This is a genomic window from Bradyrhizobium sp. CCBAU 53415 (genome assembly GCF_028128735.1).
GTDB lineage: Bacteria > Pseudomonadota > Alphaproteobacteria > Rhizobiales > Xanthobacteraceae > Bradyrhizobium.
The window spans coordinates 15,698-34,683 of the sequence record NZ_LBJF01000017.1 but is presented as its reverse complement, the minus strand read 5'-3'; the positions used below and the strand labels follow the sequence as shown (position 1 = coordinate 34,683).

Sequence of the window (18,986 nt, the reverse complement as noted above, 5' to 3'; positions counted from 1 at the left end):
CCAACGGGTGTTCTCCGGGTCATGAATTGATCCTGACGTGTGCGCGGCAATGATCCAGCATGAAGATGAAATTCGGCAGTCGTCTCTTTGACCAAGTCGTCGTGCGCAGCGGGCCGATCCGCTGGCTGGTGGTGGGCGGAACGCTGCTGATCGCTGCCATCGCCATCGGTTCGGTCCTTATGGCGCAGAATTTCCGCGAGCGGGCGCTGCGCAACTCCGCCCGCGAGCTGGAAAATACCGCGCTACTGCTCGCCCACCATTTCGATCAGCAATTGCAGGATTTCGCGGTCATCCAGAAGGACTTCGTCGACCACGTCCGCGCGACGGGAATCGCGACCGTGGAGGACTATCGCAAGCACCTCTCGGGCGAAGACGTCCACCGGATGTTGCGCTCGAAGATCGAGGCCTTACCCTATATCGGCGGCGTCAACATCATCGACGCCGAAGGCAATCTGATCAATTCGTCGGCGGCATGGCCGGCTCCGAAAGTAAACGTCGCCGATCGCGCCTACTTCCGCACCTTCAAATACGATCCCTATTCGCCCGATGTGCTGATCGAGCCGCTGCACAGCCGCATCTCCGGCGCCTGGACGATCCTGATCGTGCGCAGGATCCTGGGGCCGAACGGCGAATTCCTGGGTGTCGTCGGGCGCGGCATCGAGCCGACCAGCTTCGAGAAATTCTTCGCCTCGGTCGCGCTTGGTGAAGGCGCGACCATCTCCATGCTGCATCGCGACGGTACGCTGCTCGCGCGCTATCCCCATTCCAACGCGTTGATGGGCCGGAACTTCAAGACCGGATCGTTCGCGCATCAGAGGGTTTTCGGCCTCGATCGCTTCGCCGGCCGTTTCGCGAGCCCCGTCGACGGCGAGGACCGGCTGATCTCCTCGCGTGCCCTGCCCCACTTCCCGATCCTGATGATGGCCACCATGACACGCGCGGCGGCTCTGACGGACTGGCGCGAGCAGATCGGCATCCTGCTATCGGTCGCCGCCTCTTCCGCGCTCGCCATCGCGGGCGTGCTGATCGCGATCGTCCGCAAGCTGCTGGAGCAGCACCGCCTTTCGCGCGAACGGCTGACGCTGGAAAAGCAGCGGCTCGACCGCGCCGTCAACAACATGTCGCAAGGCCTCTTGCTGTTCGACGCCGAGCGGCGGCTCGTGATCTGCAACCAGCGTTACATCGAGATGTACGGACTCTCGGCCGAGATCGTGAAGCCCGGCTCCAGCTTCCACGACATCATCGCCCATCGCAAGGCAACCGGCTCGTTCACTGGCGACGTCGATGCCTACGTCGCGCTCGTGCTGAAGGACGTCCATGTGCGCAATTCCATGGTGGTCGATACCTCCGATGGCCGCTCGATCCACATCCTCAACGAACCGCTCGCGGATGGCGGCTGGGTCGCGACCCATGAAGACATCACGGAGCGCCGTCGCATCGAGGAGCGCATCATCCATCTCGCCCATTACGATGCCCTGACGGACCTACCCAACCGCACCATGTTCCACGAGCGTCTGCGCGAAGAGCTGGCCGCGGTCGGCGACGACGAACAGATCGCAGTGCACTACATCGACATCGACGAGTTCAAGGGCGTCAACGACGCGCTCGGCCATCTCGTCGGCGACGAGCTGTTGAAATCGGTAGCGGCGAACCTCCGCCGCTGTGCGGGCCCGGCGGACTTCGTGGCGCGCCTCGGCGGCGACGAATTCGCCATCGTACAGAGCGCGGTGACGTCGCTGGACCAGGTCAACGAGCTCGTCGCGCGGGTCTTCGAAGCCATCCGTACGCCGTTCGACTGCATGGGCCATCATCTCGCCACCGATGCCAGCATCGGCATTGCGCTCGTGCCGGAACACGGCACGGTGCTGGACCAGATCCTCAAGAACGCGGACATGGCGATGTACGCGGCCAAGTCTGCCGGACGCCGCACCTACCGCTTCTTCGAGCCGGAAATGGACGCCAAGGTCCGCGAGCGCCGCCAGCTCGAGAGCGACCTGCGCCATGCCATTGCCCAAGGGGGTCTCGAAGGCGGGCTCGAGGTCTATTACCAGCCCTGCCTCGGCCTGAAGGACGACCGCATCACCGGCTGCGAGGCACTGGTGCGCTGGCGCCATCCGGAGCGCGGCATGGTCTCGCCGGCCGAGTTCATCCCGATCGCCGAAGACACCGGCCTGATCAACGAGATTGGCGAATGGGTGCTGGCGACCGCCTGCCGGGACGCGGCCGCCTGGCCCGACGACATCCGCCTCGCCGTCAACGTCTCCCCGATCCAGTTCAAGAGCGGCACGCTGGCGCTGAAGATCATGGCGGCGCTCGCCGCGTCGAACCTGCCGGCGAGCCGGCTCGAGCTCGAGATCACCGAAGCGGTGCTGATCCGCGACGACGATGCCGCGCTCGCGATCCTGCACCAGCTCCGTGCCATCGGCGTGCGCATCGCGCTCGACGATTTCGGCACCGGCTATTCGTCGCTGAGCTATCTGCACCGCTTCCCGTTCGACAAGATCAAGATCGACCGCTGTTTCGTCGACGACATCGCCCGTCCCGACGGCTCCGCCAGCATCGTTCAGGCCGTCGTCAACCTGGCAGCCTCCCGCCACATGACCACCACGGCCGAGGGCGTCGAGACCGAGGAGCAGCAGCGCCTGCTTCGCACGCTCGGCTGCTCCGAGATGCAGGGCTATCTGTTCAGCGCCGCAAAGCCCGCCGACAAGATGCTGGAGCTGTTCGCGCTGCATCGCAGCCGGCTCGCCCAGCGCAAAGGCAGCGAGAGCCGCCGACGCGAGGCCGGCTAGGTCCTTCTCGGAGGCCGAGCCTCCAAGACTTGACGATGGCCGGCGCCCCAATTATTTCCACATGCGCAGCCGCGTGAGACGCCGCTGCCGTAGGCGTTACCGTCATCCAACGCGTCCTTTGTCGAGAGGATCCCGGCTGGGAGATCTCGATTCACGAGACGCCACGGTTATGCCTTCACTCGCGCGGTTGCGACAGCTCATCCCTTCAAGACGTCCGGCACGGCTCGCCCGCGCCTGGATGTTGGCTGTCTTGGCGGCTGTCGCCGCCGGGATTTTCAGGCTTGCCGTGGCCCTCAACTCCATTGAGAGGCAACTATGAAGATGACTGGCAACACAATCCTCGTCACCGGCGGAACCAGCGGCATCGGCCGCGCCCTGGCCGAGGCTTTCCACGACCGCGGCAATCGCGTCATCGTCACCGGACGACGGCAGACCCTGCTCGATCAGATCACCGCTGAACGTCCCGACGTGATCGGTCTTCCACTCGATCTCGAAGATCCCGCAAGCCTGCCACGCCTCTCGGCTGAGATGCGCGAACGCTTCCCCGAACTAAACGTGCTGATCGCCAACGCCGGCATCTCGCGGGCGGAGGACATGACTGCGGAAAATTGGGGCACAGCCGACGCGGAAGCTATCGTCGAGACCAACATTCTCGGCGTTCTGCGGGCGACGGCCGCGTTCCTGCCGATTCTCAAATCGCAACCGAGCGCAACCATCATCGCGACCAGCTCGAACCTCGCTTTCGTGCCGCGCGCCGACTTCCCGACCTACTGCGCCAGCAAGGCGTTCCTGCATTCCTGGCTGCAGTCGCTGCGGCACCAGTTGCGCAAGATCCCGATCGAGGTGCTGGAGCTTGCGCCACCCTATGTGCAGACCGAACTCACCGGCGCGCAGCAGGCGAGCGACGCGCGCGCCATGCCGCTTCCTGCCTATGCCACCGAGGTCATGCAGTTGCTGGAGTTGCGGGTTCATCCCCGCGACGAGGTGCTGGTCGAGCGCGACCGCGCCCGCCGCTGGGCCGAGCGCGACGGCCGCTACGAGGCGACCTTTGCCCTCATGAATCCGAGTTGAGACAGGTCCCCAAACGAATTCGCCCGGGAGCGGTCATCCGCTCCCGGGCGATCATATCCGAAGGTCGCAAGACCTAGTTCGGCACCGCCGCCTTCGGCGCAGGCTTGGCCGCAACCGCATTCGCGGTTACGCCATGGAGGAAGTCGAAGGCCGCATGCAGGGCCTTGTCGTCCTCCTCCTTCGGCGGGACATAGGATTGCGATCCGGTCTGCTCGGTGCCGTCGGCGGCCGACAGATGCCCGCGCATCTGGGATTCCGCCATGGTGTCCATCCGGCCTTTCAGCTCCGGCGGCACATCCTGAAGGATCTCGATGTCGGGTGCGATGCCCTTGGCCTGGATCGAGCGGCCCGACGGCGTGTAGTAGCGCGCCGTGGTCAGCGCCAGCGCGCCATTGCCCGCGCCGAGCGGAATGATGGTCTGCACCGAGCCCTTGCCGAACGAGCGCGTGCCGATCAGCGTCGCGCGCTTGTGGTCATGCAGCGCGCCGGAGACGATCTCCGAGGCCGAGGCCGAGCCGCCGTTGATCAGCACAACGAGCGGCTTGCCCTTGGTGAGATCGCCGCCATGCGCGGTGAAGCGCTGGGTCTCTTCCGGATTGCGGCCGCGGGTCGAGACGACCTCGCCGCGCTGCAGGAAGGCGCTCGACACCGACACGGCCTGATCGAGCAGGCCGCCCGGATTGTTGCGCAGATCGAGCACGTAGCCGGTGAGCTTCTCCTGCGGGACCTGCTTGGAGATCGAGGCGATCGCCTTCTTCAGCCCGTCGGTGGTCTGCTCGTTGAAGGAGGTGACGCGGATATAGCCGATGTCGCCGTTCTCGACGTGGAAGCGCACGGGGCGCACATGGATGATCTCGCGCGTGATCGCGACGTCGAGCGGCGCGTCCGCGCCCTTGCGCACGATGGTGAGCTTGGTCTTGGTATCGACAGGGCCCTTCATCTTGTTGACCGCCTGCTCGAGCGTCATGCCCTGCACGGCCTCGCCGTCGATCTTGCTGATGAGGTCGCCGGACATGAGGCCGGCCTTCGACGCCGGGGTGTCGTCGATCGGCGAAACCACCTTGACGAGGCCATCCTCCATCGTGACCTCGATGCCGAGGCCGCCGAACTCGCCGGAGGTCGTCTCCTGCATCTCGGTCCACGCCTTGGCGTTCATGTAGCGCGAGTGCGGGTCGAGCGAGGTCACCATGCCGGTGATCGCGCCCTCGATCAGCTTGGCGTTGTCCGGCTTCTCGACATAGCTGGCCTTGACCCGCTCGAACACCGCGCCGAACAAATTGAGCTGGGAATAGGCATCATCCGCGCTCGCCGCCGCCCGCGCCGCCCATACTCCGCCGTGCGGGCTCGCTACCAGAAGGGTCAGACACGCTCCGGTGAGCGCGCCAAGGGGGAACAGCAGGGTTTTCCGCATGGATGAGGTAGCCTTTTGCTTGGCGGTTCTCTTGGGGGCTGGGGCACGCCATGCAAATGGCGATCCAGCCCATTTCTCACAATACCATTCCGGTTTCTTCAAGGCCGGGATGCCACGCCGGCGGGCATACCGAAAAATCCCTTCGCCCTGGCCTAAACTTTTGGCAACGTTCCGAAACTGTTTCGCGCAAAGCGGAAACCGGCCGGGCCGACACGCCTCGCAGCTATGCGATTTTAGGATGGTTTTGGAGGGCCGGACGCGATAGGCGATGACGACAAGACTTCAAATTCTCGGGAGGACAACAATGAACGAAGCGCCCCGCATCCGGTCGGAACGGAACGTCGAACTCGGCGCAAGCAACGAGCCGTTCCAGAATCTGCACGAGTTCATCCGGAAGGCGCGCGCCAACCTCAACCAGAATGCCTGGGACTACATCGTCGGCGCGGCCGAGACCGAGACCACGATGCGCCGCAACCGCATGGCGCTGGACGAGATCGCCTTCCGCCCGCGCGTGCTGCGCGATGTTCGCAAGGTAGATGGTTCCGTCGAGCAGCTCGGCCGCAGGATGCGCCTTCCGGTGGTGCTCGCCCCGGTAGGTGCCCTCGAGATATTCGATCCGAATGGCGCGGCAAGCGTGGCGCGCGCCGCCGGCACTTTCGGGGCGGCACACATGCTGAGCTCGGTGTCCGAGCCAGGGCTGGAGAAGACCGCCGAGGCCGCCCCCGACGCGTTGCGGCTCTATCAGCTCTATGTCCGCGGCGACGATGCCTTCGTCGCCGACGTCGTCAGCCGGGCCGAGAAGAACGCCTATGCCGCCTTCTGCCTGACCGTCGACACCGCCCATTACAGCCGTCGTGAACGTGACATCGCCAAGCGCTACGTCCGCGAGAGCCGCCTGCGCGCCACCGGAGGCGATTTCCAGAAGGGCCTGGAGTGGCGGACCGTGAAGATGATCAAGGACAGGTTCAGAATACCGCTGATCCTCAAGGGCATTGCCACCGCAGAGGACGCGCTGATCGCGCTCGACCACGGCGTCGAATGGATCTACGTCTCCAACCATGGCGGCCGCCAGCTCGACCACGGCCGCGGCGCCATGCATGTGCTGCCGGAGATCGTCGAGGCCGTGAAGGGCCGCGCCAAGATCATGGTCGACGGCGGCTTCGGCCGCGGCACCGATATCGTCAAGGCGATCGCGGCGGGCGCGGATCTCGTCGGCATCGGCCGGCTGCAATGCTGGGCACTGGCGGCGGCAGGCGAAGCCGGCGTCGCACGGATGCTGGAGCTGCTGGAGGACGAGGTGCTGCGCTGCCTCGGCCTGCTGGGCGCCACCTCATTCGCCGAGATCGACAAGTCCTGCCTGCATCCGGCGACCGCCACCAACGCGCCGAGCGTGTTCAGCGCGTTCCCGCTGTTCGACCATGAGCCCTATCGCTACTGACTTGCCGATACCGAAGTGAAAGGGACGCAATGACATCGCTCTCTCCCGGCAGCGCGGATGCGCTCCTGTTCGACCTCGGGCGCGTGGTGCTCGACATCGACTTCTCCAAGGCGATCGCCTGCTGGGCGGGACATGCGGGCTGCGAGCCCGAGGCGATCGTCGCGCGCTATGTGCGTGACGAGGCCTACCGGCTGCACGAGATGGGCAAGATCAGCGACGAGGATTATTTCGCCTCGCTGCGTGCTTCGCTCGGAATCGGCATCTCGGACGCGCAGTTCCTGGAAGGCTGGAATGCGATCTTCGCCGGCGAGATGCCCGACATCGCCGAGCTGTTGCCGCGTGCGGCAAGGCAGATGCCGCTCTATGCGTTCTCCAACACCAATCGGCCGCACGTGGACTATTTCTCGAAGGAATATGCCGGCGTGCTCGGCCATTTCCGCGATCTGTATCTGTCGTCCAGCATCGGCCTGCGCAAACCGGATGCGGAGGCCTTCGACCATGTCGTGGCGGCGATCGGCGTGCCGGCGGAGCGCATCGTATTCTTCGATGATCTCGCCGAGAACATCGAGGGCGCGCGGGCACGCGGTCTGAACGCCGTGCACGTGACGTCACCCGGCGACGTCGGGAACGCATTGAAGGCACTGGGCATCTGAGGCGAACCGGTCGCCGCGAGAGTCCGCCGCCCGGTTTCCGGAGCTAAATTTGCGTAAGAAGAGGAACCCAAGCACTCCGTGCATTTTTGTACGGAGTTCCGGGAACGGAATACCGCCCTCCGGACTCTTGAGTCTGTTGGGATTTCTACATCGGACTCATCGACGTGCTGGGCAAAACCTATCTGACCAAGCAAGCCTCTCTCCTGCTTGAATTCGCCAGAACCACCTCGGATTCTGACCTTTCCGCCAAGCTGATCAGCAAGGCCGCCGACCTGAAATCCCGGGCCGATCCGCTGCCCGACAAGGATCAAGGTCCCCAAGCTCCCGACGTCGCCTGGGACGTCGGTCCGGACGATCCGACCGCGAGTTGACCGATGCTGGCCGTGGCGCTCGTGCTCGCCATCGTCGCCCTCGTGCCGGTCTGTCTCGCCTTCCGGATCATGCCCCGTCGGACTTGAGCTCCCGCCTCCACGACGGAAATCACGCAGGATAAATCGTCTTGCGTGCTGCTTTGCCTCGTGCCCGCACTCGGCTAGAACTCCCGCCACCCATTTGCAGGAGTTTCCGCCCGTGGCCCTCATGCCGGTTTCTGACGCGCTTGCCGCGGTGCTGGCCGGCGCCGAGCCGCTGGCTGAAGAGATGGTCTCCCTCGATGAGGCCTACCATCGCGTGCTCGCGCGCGACGTCGCGGCGCGGCGCACGCAGCCCCCGGAAGCCATGTCGGCGATGGACGGTTATGCCGTGCGTGCGGCCGACGCGGCAACGATCGATTCAGGGCTGACGGTCATCGGTGAGGTCGCGGCGGGCCGTCCGTTCGCGGGAAGGATTGGCCCCGGCGAAGCCGTTCGGATCTTCACCGGTGGCGTCATTCCCGATGGTGCCGATGCGGTCGTGATCCAGGAGGATACGGTTGCCGAGGGCAAGCGCATCACGATCAGGGAAGCCGCGATTCCCGGTCGGCACATTCGTCCCGCCGGCGTCGACTTCTCTGAAGGCGACGTGCTCCTGCGCAAGGGTACCCGTCTCACCGAGCGCGATCTCGCGCTCGCGGCTGCGATGAATTACCCGCAGCTCGCCGTCTGCCGCCGTCCGAAGGTCGCGATCCTCGCGACCGGCGACGAACTGGTGTTGCCGGGCACCACGCCCGGCCGCGGCCAGATCGTCTATTCCAATGGCTATGCCCTGCACGCGCTCGCCCGCAGCGAGGGCGCCGAGACCATCGACCTCGGCGTTGCCGCCGATACGCTGGAGGCCACTTCCGCCGGCATCCGCCGCGCCCGCGACAGCGGCGCCGACATCCTGATCACGACCGGAGGTGCGTCGGTCGGCGACCACGATCTGGTCCAGCAGGCGCTCGAGGGCGAAGGCATCGCGATGGCGTTCTGGAAGATCGCGATCCGGCCCGGCAAGCCGATGATGCACGGACGGCTCGGCGCCATGCGCGTGATCGGCCTGCCCGGCAATCCCGTGTCATCATACGTGTGTGCCTTCCTGTTCATGGTGCCGCTGATTCGCGCCCTGTCGGGCCGTTCGGTGATTCATCATCACCGCGAGCGCGCCGTGCTGGGCCGCGATCTCGGCGCCAACGACCAGCGCGAGGACTATCTGCGTGCGCGCCTCGAGACAGGCGGCGACGGCACGCTCGTCGCCCTTCCCGTCAGCCATCAGGACTCCTCTCTGCTTGCGAATCTCGCTGCGGCACAGGCACTTCTCGTACGCGCACCGTTCGCGCCGAAGGCCGAGGCCGGCACGCCTTGCGAGGTGCTGCGGCTCCCCCTTTAAGTCGCGCGGCCACACGCGGTCCGCGAACTTCGTCGCGTTCACGCTAAATTAAGCAGTTGCGGAACACATATCGAACATATAGTGTCCGTTCATGATTTGTTTCGAGGATGTAGCGGCTTATCGCTGATTTCATCGTCTCGGAATCGAACGACATCAACCGGGGGACTTTGGTCGAGATGTTGACACGCAAACAATACGAGCTTCTGCGGTTCATCAGCGAACGTCTGAAGGAAAGCGGCGTGCCGCCGTCCTTCGACGAGATGAAGGATGCGCTCGATCTGCGCTCGAAGTCGGGCATCCATCGCCTGATCACTGCGCTCGAGGAGCGCGGCTTCATCCGCCGCCTGCCCAACCGCGCCCGTGCCATCGAGGTGATCAAGCTGCCCGAGCTCCAGGCCGCCGCCGGCAATCGCCGCGGCTTCACGCCGAGCGTCATCGAGGGCAATCTCGGCAAGGTGCGCGCAACCTCCAGCCCGCCTGCGGACGAGGGCGAACGTCCCGTCGCGGTGCCCGTGATGGGCCGCATCGCGGCCGGCACGCCGATCGAGGCGTTGCAGACCCGCAGCCACACCATCAGCGTGCCGCCCGACATGCTCGGCTCGGGCGAGCACTACGCGCTCGAAGTGCGCGGCGATTCGATGGTCGAGGCCGGCATCCTCGACGGCGACATGGCGCTGATCCAGCGCAACGAGAGCGCCGATACCGGCGACATCGTGGTGGCGCTGATCGACGACGAGGAGGCCACGCTCAAGCGCTTCCGCCGCCGCGGCGCCTCGATCGCGCTAGAGCCCGCCAATGCCGCCTATGAGGTCCGCATCCTTCCGCCGAACCGCGTGAAGATCCAGGGCAAGCTGATCGGGCTTTACCGGAAGTACTGACCGGTCCGGCGGCCGCCCGACACCGATTGGAGCGGATCGTATCCGCTCCGGCTGGATGGTCATTCCGGTTCTGCTCAGATTATCCGGCCCCTCTTCCGGCGCTGCATCCTCGGCACGCCGCTCGAAGCAACATGGCTTCGCGGCCTGAAAGTTCGAGCCGGCGCCATGCGCCAGATCCTTCATGGACAATCGTTGCAGCGCTGATCGCAGCATCAGCGCTGCAAGCCGTTGCCACACAATGACACCGCCATGTGCGCAATGAAGCGGCGGTCAGCGAGCATATCCGCAACGCGCGCGGTGCATCGCGCAGCCTCAGCAATCGAGCTGGCAATAGCGAGTCGGTCGGCACCCGCGGGGCGCCGAGATGCGCCGTCGAATGCGCAGGAGTGAGCTTTGTTCCTATCGAAACCAGGAAAGATAATGTGATCGCGGCTTGCGAGGCCCAGCCGCAGATTTGCCTACAACCAAGCAGAGCGTCGTATACTTTCACCTTGATAGAGGCCTGTGCCTCCAAAGGAGGTGCGGGTTGCTATCTTCGCATGAGGAGCACCCGATGTGTGACTACAGCCTGCATGCCGTCGCGACTCGCCCCGCCGAAGTCGGCGAGACGATCGTCACGACAACCTTCCGCGGAACTTCGACCCGCGGCTTCGCCTCCGAAGCCGATCTGTCCGTCGCGGTCTGCCTGCTGCCGGGAACGGAGCTCGCTTTCGCCGACAATGTCCGTTACGACAACCGCTGGATCTGGACGCGCACCGTCAACTCCCGCGTCGGCAAGTTCGGCAAGGTCGATCCGCACATTCCCGATCGCCATCATGACGCGATCGAATTCCCCGACGGCAAATACGTGCTGGTGACACAGCTGGTCGAAGGCCAGCGCGCGACCGTGCTGCAATTGCCGGTGACCCAGCCGGTTGGCGAGCGTGAGCACAAGCCGCAGACCGTCGCCGGCACGCGGCCCACGATCACGCGCCTGCCGATCGGCTGACGTCGTCGCCCCCGGCTCATCGGTCGAGGGCCAGGATTGAAATGCCATCGCCGGCCGAGGCCGGCGAGATGGCATGGTTTGCGTCCAACGGAATCCCATCCCCCTGTCCTCAATCGTCAGCCTGCAAGTCGGTCTCGGATGGCGTTGCGTCCCGGTTGCGGGGCGCCGCGGCCCTCGGCGCAAGGTCGCCGCTGAAATCGCCCTCGCCGGCGCCGGCCGGCAGCCAAGGGCGGCTCGTGCCTCTGGCCCTCACCGCCTGAACCGAGAAGCCGTCACCGCGCTGCGTCAGAGCCAGCGCGCCCTGACTGGCGAGACGCGGCCGATCGACCACCATCGCCGCGCAATCGGGCGGCGCAGGCCGCGCCGTCACCACCAGCGCGGCGCGGCTGCAATCATCGATCAGCGCGTCGATGCGCAGGGAAAGCGCGACCAGCCGTCCGTCCGCGAGCGGCGTCACGCAGCCGGACTCGTCACATGACACACCGCTCGCCAACGAGGCGTTGCCGGCATCGCGCGGATCGGCATCGGCGGCCAGCCACTCCCTCAGCAGGAAGCCATCCTTGCTCGCGCGGATCACATGCAGGCGCCCATCCCCGCCGCGGACCGCGACGCTCGCGCCGTCCCCGGCAATCAGGATATCGGGCTGCCGCACCGACAGTCCCCAGAGGATCGCTGCCAGCAGCACCAGGGCACCGGACCAGCGCAAGGGCGTGCGCAACAGACCCATCACGATGATCCCGAGGCTCGCCGCGATCAGCGGCGCGATCCCGAACGCCGGAATGCGGCCGACTGCGCCCGGCAGAGCCGCCACCCAGCGCGAGACCGCGACCATCCAATCAATGCCGATCCCCATCAGCCACCAGAACGCGCCGTCGAGCCCGAATGGCGCCGCGAGCAGCCCCAACAGCCCGGCCGGCATCACCAGCGCCGAGACCACCGGCATCGCGCCGAGATTGGCGAGCACGCCGTATGGCGTCACGCGGTGGAAGTGGAAGGCGGCATAGGGCGTGGTCGCTAGCCCCGCGATCAACGAGGCCAGGAACAGCATCGCGATCTCGCGGCCGCCCCACAGCGCGATCCGCGCCGTTGCGGAATGATCGGGCGATGCAAGCAGGTTAGGCATGCCGATCTGCACCAGCGCCACCAGCCCGAGCGTTGCGGAGAATGACATCTGAAAACTCGGATGAACCAGCGCCTCGGGCGCGACTGCGAGCACGATCAGCGCGGCCACTGCCAGCGTCCGGAACGTGATGGCGCGGCGATCGACCATGACGGCGATCAGCACAACCGCCGTCATGAAGAACGATCGTTGCGTTGCGACCTCCGCGCCCGAGAGCAGCAGGTAGAATGCAGCCGCAACCAGCGCCGCGGCCGCCGACCATTTCTTGATGGCAAAGCCGGCCGCCAGTCCCGGGATCAAGGCCAGCAGCGCGCGCACCGCGAAGAACACGACACCGGCGACGACCGCCATGTGATAGCCGGAGATCGACAGCACATGGCCGAGCCCCGAGATGAACATCGCATCGTTGACGGGCGCGGCGATCGCATCGCGCCGTCCGGTGAGCAGCGCTGTCGCGATCGCGCGATTGTCGCCTTCGAGCGTCGCACGGATGCGCGCGTCGATCGCATCGCGCAGCCCCTGCATGAACGCAGCATAGCGCAGCCGCAGGCCCGCAGCATCGGGCGGCACAGAAGCCGTGATCGCGCCCATCACGAAGCCGGAAGCGCCGATGCCCTGGAAGAACATGTCCCGGGAGAAATCGTAGCTGCCGGGGCGCACCGGCGAGATCGGCGGCATCAGCCGCGCCTTCAACTGCACGAAGCTGCCGACCTCGGGCGCAGTGCCCTTGCGCACCGAAAGGCGCACGCGCTCGAGCCTGATGTCGCTGCGCTGCGCCTCCATCGCGCTGACGCGCAGCACGAAACGATCGGTGCGCTCGCGGATGTCGCGCGCTTCCACGAAGCCGGACAGCGACACCGAATAGAGCGGCTTGGCCAGCACCGCATGGGCGATGCGCGCCGTCTTCCAGGTCGCCACGGCAAAGCCGGCCGCGAGCGCCGCGATCATGATCGCCGGCGCGAACAGCCGGCTCCTCCGCAGCAGGACCGCACCCAGCATGAGCGCGACCGCCGTTGCGGCAACGACCCACAGCACCGGCTCGTGGTCGGCCGCAAAGTAGAGTGCGATCCCGCCGCCGAAAGCGACGGGCACCCAGGGCAACAACCGGCCGGGGCCGGCCTCGGCGCACGCCCATTCGCGCAGCGTTTCGACGATTGCCGGCCAAACGTCGAAGCCGGTCGGCGCGAAGCCACCGGCCGGCGCGGCACGGCCGACCGGCCACGTCCCGGCGACTCCCTGGGAACGGACTGGCCGGCCCGGCTCTGCCATTTCCTGCACCTTACGATACGCGACGGGTGCAGAGGCTACCGGACCGTGCGGCTGCGCGAATAGCGGTACAGATCAGGAACGAGCTCGGACGAGCCCTACTTTTCCTCTTCCATGGTCACGGCCACCGATGCCTTGGCCGAGAGACGGACCTTGTTGCCCTCGACGTCGGCGACGAGTCCCTTGTCGATGAAATGATGATGACCCTTGTGGCTGCCCTCGCCGCTGTCCTTCCTGGTCAGCTTGATGCGGTTGCCTTCGACACGGTCGACGGTGCCGACATGCACGCCATCAGCGCCGATGACTTCCATATGCTCTGTGATGTTCTGCATGGTGGGGTCCTTGGTTGGAACCACCTCAACGCGCGGAGAGAGCTTCGGTTCGTATTTTGATGTCATTCCGGGGCGCGCCACCTGGCGCGAGCCCGGAATGACGGAAAGCGGTCGGTAAAGCCCGATCGCTAAATCAGCGGCGCTTGCGACGAAGCGTGATGATTGACGATCTTCCAGTCGCCGTCCTCGCGGACGAGGACCCAGCTCATCTTGACGACGAGATCGTCCCGCTCGCCGGCGAGATCGAACGAGATGGTCGCGGCCATGTTGATCAGGTCAGGCCCGGCCTGCGCTGCGTTGACCTCGGAAAAGGACGCGCTCGGCTTGCGCCATCGCGGCAGCCCGTTGAAATAGTCGGCGACGCCGTCCCTGCCCCGATAGAGTCTTGGATTCGAGCCGAAGAAGAACGCGTTCCTTGCATAGAGCGACGACAGCGCAGCCGCGTCGAGCGTCGCGAATCCGGCGCACCATTTCGCGATGACGGCGGAAACGATGGCATCGGCTTCGTTGCTCATTGCGGATCAACCTTTCGCGACTTCCTTCGCGAACGTGTCGCGCAGGCCGATGGTGCGCGAGAACACCGGCTTGCCGGGCGTCGAATCCTTGTCGCGCACGAAGTAGCCCTGGCGCTCGAACTGCATCGGCTCGGTGGAATTGCTCTCCGCGACCGATGCCTCGATGCGCGCATCGGACAGGATCTCCAGCGAATTCGGATTGAGGTCGGCCGCGAAGTTCGAGGCGTCCGGGCTCGGGTTGGAGAACAGCTGGTTGTAGATGCGGATTTCGGCCGGCTTCGAGGTCGCCGCCGGCAGCCAGTGCATGGTCGCCTTGACCTTGCGGCCGTCGGGCGCGTTGCCGCCCTTGGTCGCGGGGTCGAACGTGCAGCGCAGCTCCACCACCTCGCCCTTATCGTTCTTGATCACGCCGGTGCACTTGACGAAATAGGCGTAGCGCAGCCGTACCTCGTTGCCTGGCGACAGGCGGAAGAATTTCTTCGGCGGGTTCTCCATGAAGTCGTCCTGCTCGATATAGAGCTCGCGGCCGAACGCGATCTTGCGCGTGCCGGCGCTAGCGTCGTCGGGATGGTTGATCGCCTCGAGCTCCTCGACCTGCCCTTCCGGATAGTTCTCGATCACGACCTTCAGCGGCTTCAACACCGCCATGCGCCGCTGCGCCGTGCGGTTGAGCTCCTCACGGATGCAGAATTCGAGCATGCCGACATCGACCACGCTGTTGGCCTTGGCGACGCCGATGCGCTTGACGAACTCGCGAAGGGCGGCCGGCGGCACGCCGCGGCGGCGCATGCCCGCCATGGTCGGCATGCGCGGATCGTCCCAGCCCGCGACATGGCCGTCGCGGACGAGCTGGGTCAGCACGCGCTTGGACAGCAGCGTGTAGGTCAGGTTCAGCCGCGCGAATTCGTACTGGTGCGGCTTGGATGGCACCGGCAGCTTCTCGATGAACCAGTCATAGAGCGGCCGGTGGTCCTCGAACTCCAGCGTGCAGATCGAATGCGTGATGCCCTCGATCGCATCCGACTGGCCGTGCGCATAATCGTAGCTCGGATAGATGCACCACGCGTTGCCGGTGCGCGGATGGTGCGCATGCAGGATGCGGTACAGCACGGGGTCGCGCAAATTGATGTTGCCGGCGGCCATGTCGATCCTTGCCCGCAGCACGCGCGCGCCGTTTGGAAACTCGCCGGCCTTCATGCGGCGGAACAGGTCGAGGTTCTCCTCCACGCTGCGGTCGCGGAACGGCGAGTTCCTGCCGGGCTCGGTCAGCGTGCCGCGCGAGAGGCGGATCTCCTCCTGGGTCTGGTCGTCGACATAGGCGAGCCCGTCGCGGATCAGCTGTTCCGCCCATGCGTACAGGCGGTCGAAATAGTCCGAGGCGAAGAACAGGTTCTTGCCCCAGTCGAAGCCGAGCCAGCGCACGTCGGCCTGAATGGAATCGATATATTCCTGCTCTTCCTTGACCGGATTGGTGTCGTCGAAGCGCAGATGGCAGCGGCCCGGAAACTCCTGGGCGATGCCGAAGTTGAGAGCGATCGACTTGGCGTGGCCGATATGCAGGTAGCCGTTCGGCTCCGGCGGGAACCGGGTCACGATCTCCCTGTACTTGCCCTGATCGAGGTCGGCCTGAATGATGTCACGAATGAAATCGCGCCCAACCTCAGCTGCCACCGGTTCTGTCATCACCAAAATCCTGTAGGGAAATCAGCGGTCCTTCTGCCAAATTCGCGTGGCCGCGCCAAGAGCTTAAGCGAGGCCCGCCAGGTCCGCGGTCGGGCTTTAGTTATGTCCCGTTCCTGCTATACACCACCGCCTCCAATGCATAGGCCCTGCCAAGAATGTCCGATTCCGTCGTCACCCGCTTCGCTCCCTCGCCGACCGGCTTCCTCCATATCGGGGGCGCCCGCACGGCGCTGTTCAATTGGCTCTACGCGAAGAAGCACGGTGGCAAGATGCTGCTCCGGATCGAGGACACCGACCGGGAGCGTTCAACGGAGGCCGCGATCGGCGCCATCCTCGACGGATTGAAGTGGCTCGAGCTCGGCTGGGACGGCGAGGTCATCTACCAGTTCGCCCGCGCCGCCCGCCACCGCGAGGTCGCCGAGCAGCTGCTGGCCGCCGGCAAGGCCTATCGCTGCTACGCCACGGCCGAGGAGCTCGCCGCCATGCGCGAGAAGGCGCGCGCGGAGGGGCGCACCCGCCTCTATGACGGCATGTGGCGCGACCGCGATCCCGCGACCGCCCCAAACGACGTGAAGCCCACCATCCGCCTGCGCGCGCCGCAGACCGGCGAGACCGTGATCGAGGACCAGGTCCAGGGCCGCGTGGTCTGGCAGAACGAGAACCTCGACGATCTCGTCCTGCTGCGCGGCGACGGCAACCCAACCTATATGCTCGCCGTGGTGGTCGACGACCACGACATGGGCGTCACCCATGTGATCCGGGGCGACGACCATCTGATCAACGCCGCGCGCCAGAAGCAGATCTATGATGCGATGGGCTGGGCGCTGCCGAGCATGTCCCACATCCCGCTGATCCACGGCCCGGACGGCTCGAAACTGTCGAAGCGCCATGGCGCGCTCGGCGTCGATGCCTACCGCGCCATGGGGTACCTGCCGGCCGCGCTGCGCAACTACTTGGTCCGGCTCGGCTGGAGCCACGGCGACCAGGAGATCTTCTCGACCGAGGAGATGATCGCGGCGTTCGACCTCGCCAGCGTCGGCCGCGCCGCCGCCCGCTTCGATTTCGCCAAGCTGGAAAATCTCAACGGCCACTACATCCGCCACACCGACGATGGATCGCTCGTGAGGATGTTCGAGCACGTGCTCGACCACGTCGTGCCGAGCCGCGACGAGATCAAGGCCAAGTTAAACGACACGACACGTGCACAACTTCTCAAGGCCATGCCGGCCTTGAAGGAGCGCGCCAAGACGCTGATCGAGCTGATCGATGCCGCCCATTTCATCTTCGCCGACCGGCCACTGGAGCTCGATCCCAAGGCGCGAGCATTGCTGACACAAGAGAACCGCAAGCTGATCGGCCAGCTTCATTCCGCGCTGGAGAAAGTCGAGACGTGGAACGGCACCACCACCGAAGCCGCGCTGCGCGCCTTTGCCGAGGAAAATAGTCTCAAGCTCGGCGCCGTCGCCCAGCCCTTGAGGGCCGCGCTCACCGGACGGACCACCTCGCCTGGTATATTTGAGGTTTTGGACGTCCTTGGGCGCCAGGAAAGCCTGGGCCGGCTTAAAGATCAGTCTACGACGTAAGTCGACCATGCGTGCGGCGATCTTGCAGCGCACATAGCAATAATATACCCATCTCCCCCGTACATTCTGGAACATCCGGCCTGCCCCTGATCTCCCTGGGGGCCTCCGGCTTCGGCCCGTTTCACCACACATCGGGGACTACGATGGACGCAAAACCAAGCAACAAGACCGCCACGCTGACGGTAGGAAACAAGAATTACGAGCTTCCGATCCTCAGCGGCAGCGTCGGGCCCGATGTCATCGATATCGGCAAGCTCTACGGCCAGTCCGGCCTGTTCACCTATGATCCGGGCTTCACCTCGACCGCGAGCTGCCAGTCCAAGATCACCTATATCGACGGCGACGCGGGCGTGCTGGAATACCGCGGCTACCCGATCGAGCAGCTCGCCGAGCACGGCGACTTCCTGGAGACCTGCTATCTCCTGCTCTACGGGAACCTGCCGACCGCCGCGCAGAAGAGGGATTTCGACCACCGCGTGACGCATCACACGATGGTGCACGAGCAGATGGCCCGCTTCTTCCAGGGCTTCCGCCGCGATGCCCATCCGATGGCGATCATGGTTGCGGCCGTCGGCGCACTCGCCGCGTTCTATCACGACAGCACCGACATCAACGATCCGAAGCAGCGCATGATCGCGTCCATGCGCATGATCGCGAAGATCCCGACGCTGGCGGCGATGGCCTACAAGTACACCGTCGGCCAGCCCTTCATCTATCCGAAGAACTCGCTGGGCTTTGCCGAGAACTTCCTGAACATGTGCTTCGCGGTGCCCTGCGAGGACTACAAGGTGAGCCCCGTGCTCGCCGATGCGCTCGAGAAGATCTTCATCCTGCACGCCGACCACGAGCAGAACGCCTCGACCTCGACGGTGCGCATCGCCGGCTCCTCCGGCGCCAACCCGTTCGCCTGCATCGCGGCGGGCATCGCCTGCCTCTGGGGCCCCGCGCATGGCGGCGCCAACGAAGCCGCGCTGAACATGCTCTACGACATCGGCACGGTCGACAAGATCCCCGAGTTCATCGCCAAGGTGAAGGACAAGAACTCCGAAGTCCGCCTGATGGGCTTTGGGCACCGCGTCTACAAGAACTACGATCCGCGCGCCAAGATCATGCAGAAGATGTGTCACGCCGTGCTCAAGGAGACCGGCCATGGCAACGATCCGATGCTGAACGTGGCAATGGAGCTCGAGAAGATCGCGCTCAGCGACCAGTACTTCATCGACCGCAAGCTCTACCCGAACGTCGACTTCTATTCGGGCATCACGCTGAAGGCGATGGGCTTCCCGGTCTCGATGTTCACCGTGCTGTTCGCGGTCGCCCGCACCGTTGGCTGGATCAGCCAGTGGAGCGAGATGATCGAGGATCCGCATCAGAAGATCGGCCGCCCGCGCCAGCTCTACACCGGCGTCGCCAAGCGCGACTACGTGCCGATCGGCGATCGCAAGTAAGCTCGGCCATCACGGCTTTCGAAACG

Annotated in this window: 15 protein-coding genes; 10 read left to right on the top strand and 5 right to left on the bottom strand. The window is 65.2% G+C overall.

The genetic code is table 11. The features are described from left to right. Positions 1 to 59: 59 nt before the first annotated feature. Complete coding sequence (locus XH87_RS09900; RefSeq protein WP_271587124.1) at positions 60 to 2,792, top strand: bifunctional diguanylate cyclase/phosphodiesterase; 2,733 nt, start codon at positions 60 to 62, stop codon at positions 2,790 to 2,792. A gap of 321 nt (positions 2,793 to 3,113) precedes the next feature. Next, positions 3,114 to 3,863, top strand: coding sequence for an SDR family oxidoreductase (locus XH87_RS09895; RefSeq protein WP_245333930.1), 750 nt, complete (start codon positions 3,114 to 3,116; stop codon positions 3,861 to 3,863). Positions 3,864 to 3,936: 73 nt separating this feature from the next. On the opposite strand, the gene XH87_RS09890 is transcribed toward XH87_RS09895, so the two are convergent. Beyond that, positions 3,937 to 5,274 (bottom strand): S41 family peptidase, encoded by a 1,338-nt coding sequence (locus XH87_RS09890; protein ID WP_035702381.1) that lies wholly within the window; start codon positions 5,272 to 5,274, stop codon positions 3,937 to 3,939. 304 nt (positions 5,275 to 5,578) lie between these two features. Here XH87_RS09890 and XH87_RS09885 point away from each other — a divergent pair, with 304 nt between their 5' ends. The 6 genes from XH87_RS09885 (at position 5,579) to XH87_RS09860 (ending at position 11,013) form a co-directional block, all read left to right on the top strand. Continuing rightward, a complete protein-coding gene (locus XH87_RS09885) occupies positions 5,579 to 6,712 on the top strand; it encodes an alpha-hydroxy acid oxidase (protein WP_271587123.1) in 1,134 nt (377 codons plus the stop codon). Positions 6,713 to 6,741: 29 nt separating this feature from the next. Further along, the gene (locus XH87_RS09880) at positions 6,742 to 7,365 is read left to right on the top strand and encodes an HAD-IA family hydrolase (protein WP_035702375.1); all 624 of its coding nucleotides are present in this window, start codon (positions 6,742 to 6,744) and stop codon (positions 7,363 to 7,365) included. 164 nt (positions 7,366 to 7,529) lie between these two features. Next, positions 7,530 to 7,736, top strand: a complete 207-nt coding sequence (locus XH87_RS09875) for a hypothetical protein (protein WP_271587122.1) — start codon at positions 7,530 to 7,532, stop codon at positions 7,734 to 7,736. A gap of 199 nt (positions 7,737 to 7,935) precedes the next feature. After that, positions 7,936 to 9,147, top strand: a complete 1,212-nt coding sequence (locus tag XH87_RS09870) for a molybdopterin molybdotransferase MoeA (protein WP_271587121.1) — start codon at positions 7,936 to 7,938, stop codon at positions 9,145 to 9,147. 176 nt (positions 9,148 to 9,323) lie between these two features. Then, positions 9,324 to 10,025, top strand: a complete 702-nt coding sequence (lexA, locus tag XH87_RS09865; protein WP_158670475.1) for a transcriptional repressor LexA — start codon at positions 9,324 to 9,326, stop codon at positions 10,023 to 10,025. A 553-nt stretch (positions 10,026 to 10,578) separates the two neighbouring features. After that, a complete protein-coding gene (locus XH87_RS09860) occupies positions 10,579 to 11,013 on the top strand; it encodes a hypothetical protein (RefSeq protein WP_035702367.1) in 435 nt (144 codons plus the stop codon). Between the two features lie 109 nt (positions 11,014 to 11,122). Here the strand turns inward: XH87_RS09860 and XH87_RS09855 are convergent, their stop codons facing one another. The 4 genes from XH87_RS09855 to XH87_RS09840 all read right to left on the bottom strand — a co-directional run bounded on the left by XH87_RS09855 (position 11,123) and on the right by XH87_RS09840 (position 15,929). Next, the gene (locus XH87_RS09855) at positions 11,123 to 13,402 is read right to left on the bottom strand and encodes a ComEC/Rec2 family competence protein (protein ID WP_271587120.1); all 2,280 of its coding nucleotides are present in this window, start codon (positions 13,400 to 13,402) and stop codon (positions 11,123 to 11,125) included. A 95-nt stretch (positions 13,403 to 13,497) separates the two neighbouring features. Beyond that, on the bottom strand, positions 13,498 to 13,731 hold the full coding sequence (locus XH87_RS09850; RefSeq protein WP_035702353.1) for a DUF2171 domain-containing protein: 234 nt from the start codon (positions 13,729 to 13,731) through the stop codon (positions 13,498 to 13,500). 128 nt (positions 13,732 to 13,859) lie between these two features. Beyond that, the gene (locus XH87_RS09845) at positions 13,860 to 14,246 is read right to left on the bottom strand and encodes an SgcJ/EcaC family oxidoreductase (protein ID WP_271587119.1); all 387 of its coding nucleotides are present in this window, start codon (positions 14,244 to 14,246) and stop codon (positions 13,860 to 13,862) included. Positions 14,247 to 14,252: 6 nt separating this feature from the next. Then, complete coding sequence (locus XH87_RS09840; RefSeq protein ID WP_271587118.1) at positions 14,253 to 15,929, bottom strand: glutamine--tRNA ligase/YqeY domain fusion protein; 1,677 nt, start codon at positions 15,927 to 15,929, stop codon at positions 14,253 to 14,255. 155 nt (positions 15,930 to 16,084) lie between these two features. Between XH87_RS09840 and gltX the strand changes: the two genes are divergently transcribed. Then, positions 16,085 to 17,512, top strand: coding sequence for a glutamate--tRNA ligase (gene gltX / locus XH87_RS09835; protein WP_271587117.1), 1,428 nt, complete (start codon positions 16,085 to 16,087; stop codon positions 17,510 to 17,512). Positions 17,513 to 17,655: 143 nt separating this feature from the next. Then, on the top strand, positions 17,656 to 18,960 hold the full coding sequence (gltA, locus tag XH87_RS09830; RefSeq protein WP_271587116.1) for a citrate synthase: 1,305 nt from the start codon (positions 17,656 to 17,658) through the stop codon (positions 18,958 to 18,960). Positions 18,961 to 18,986 lie beyond the last annotated feature (26 nt).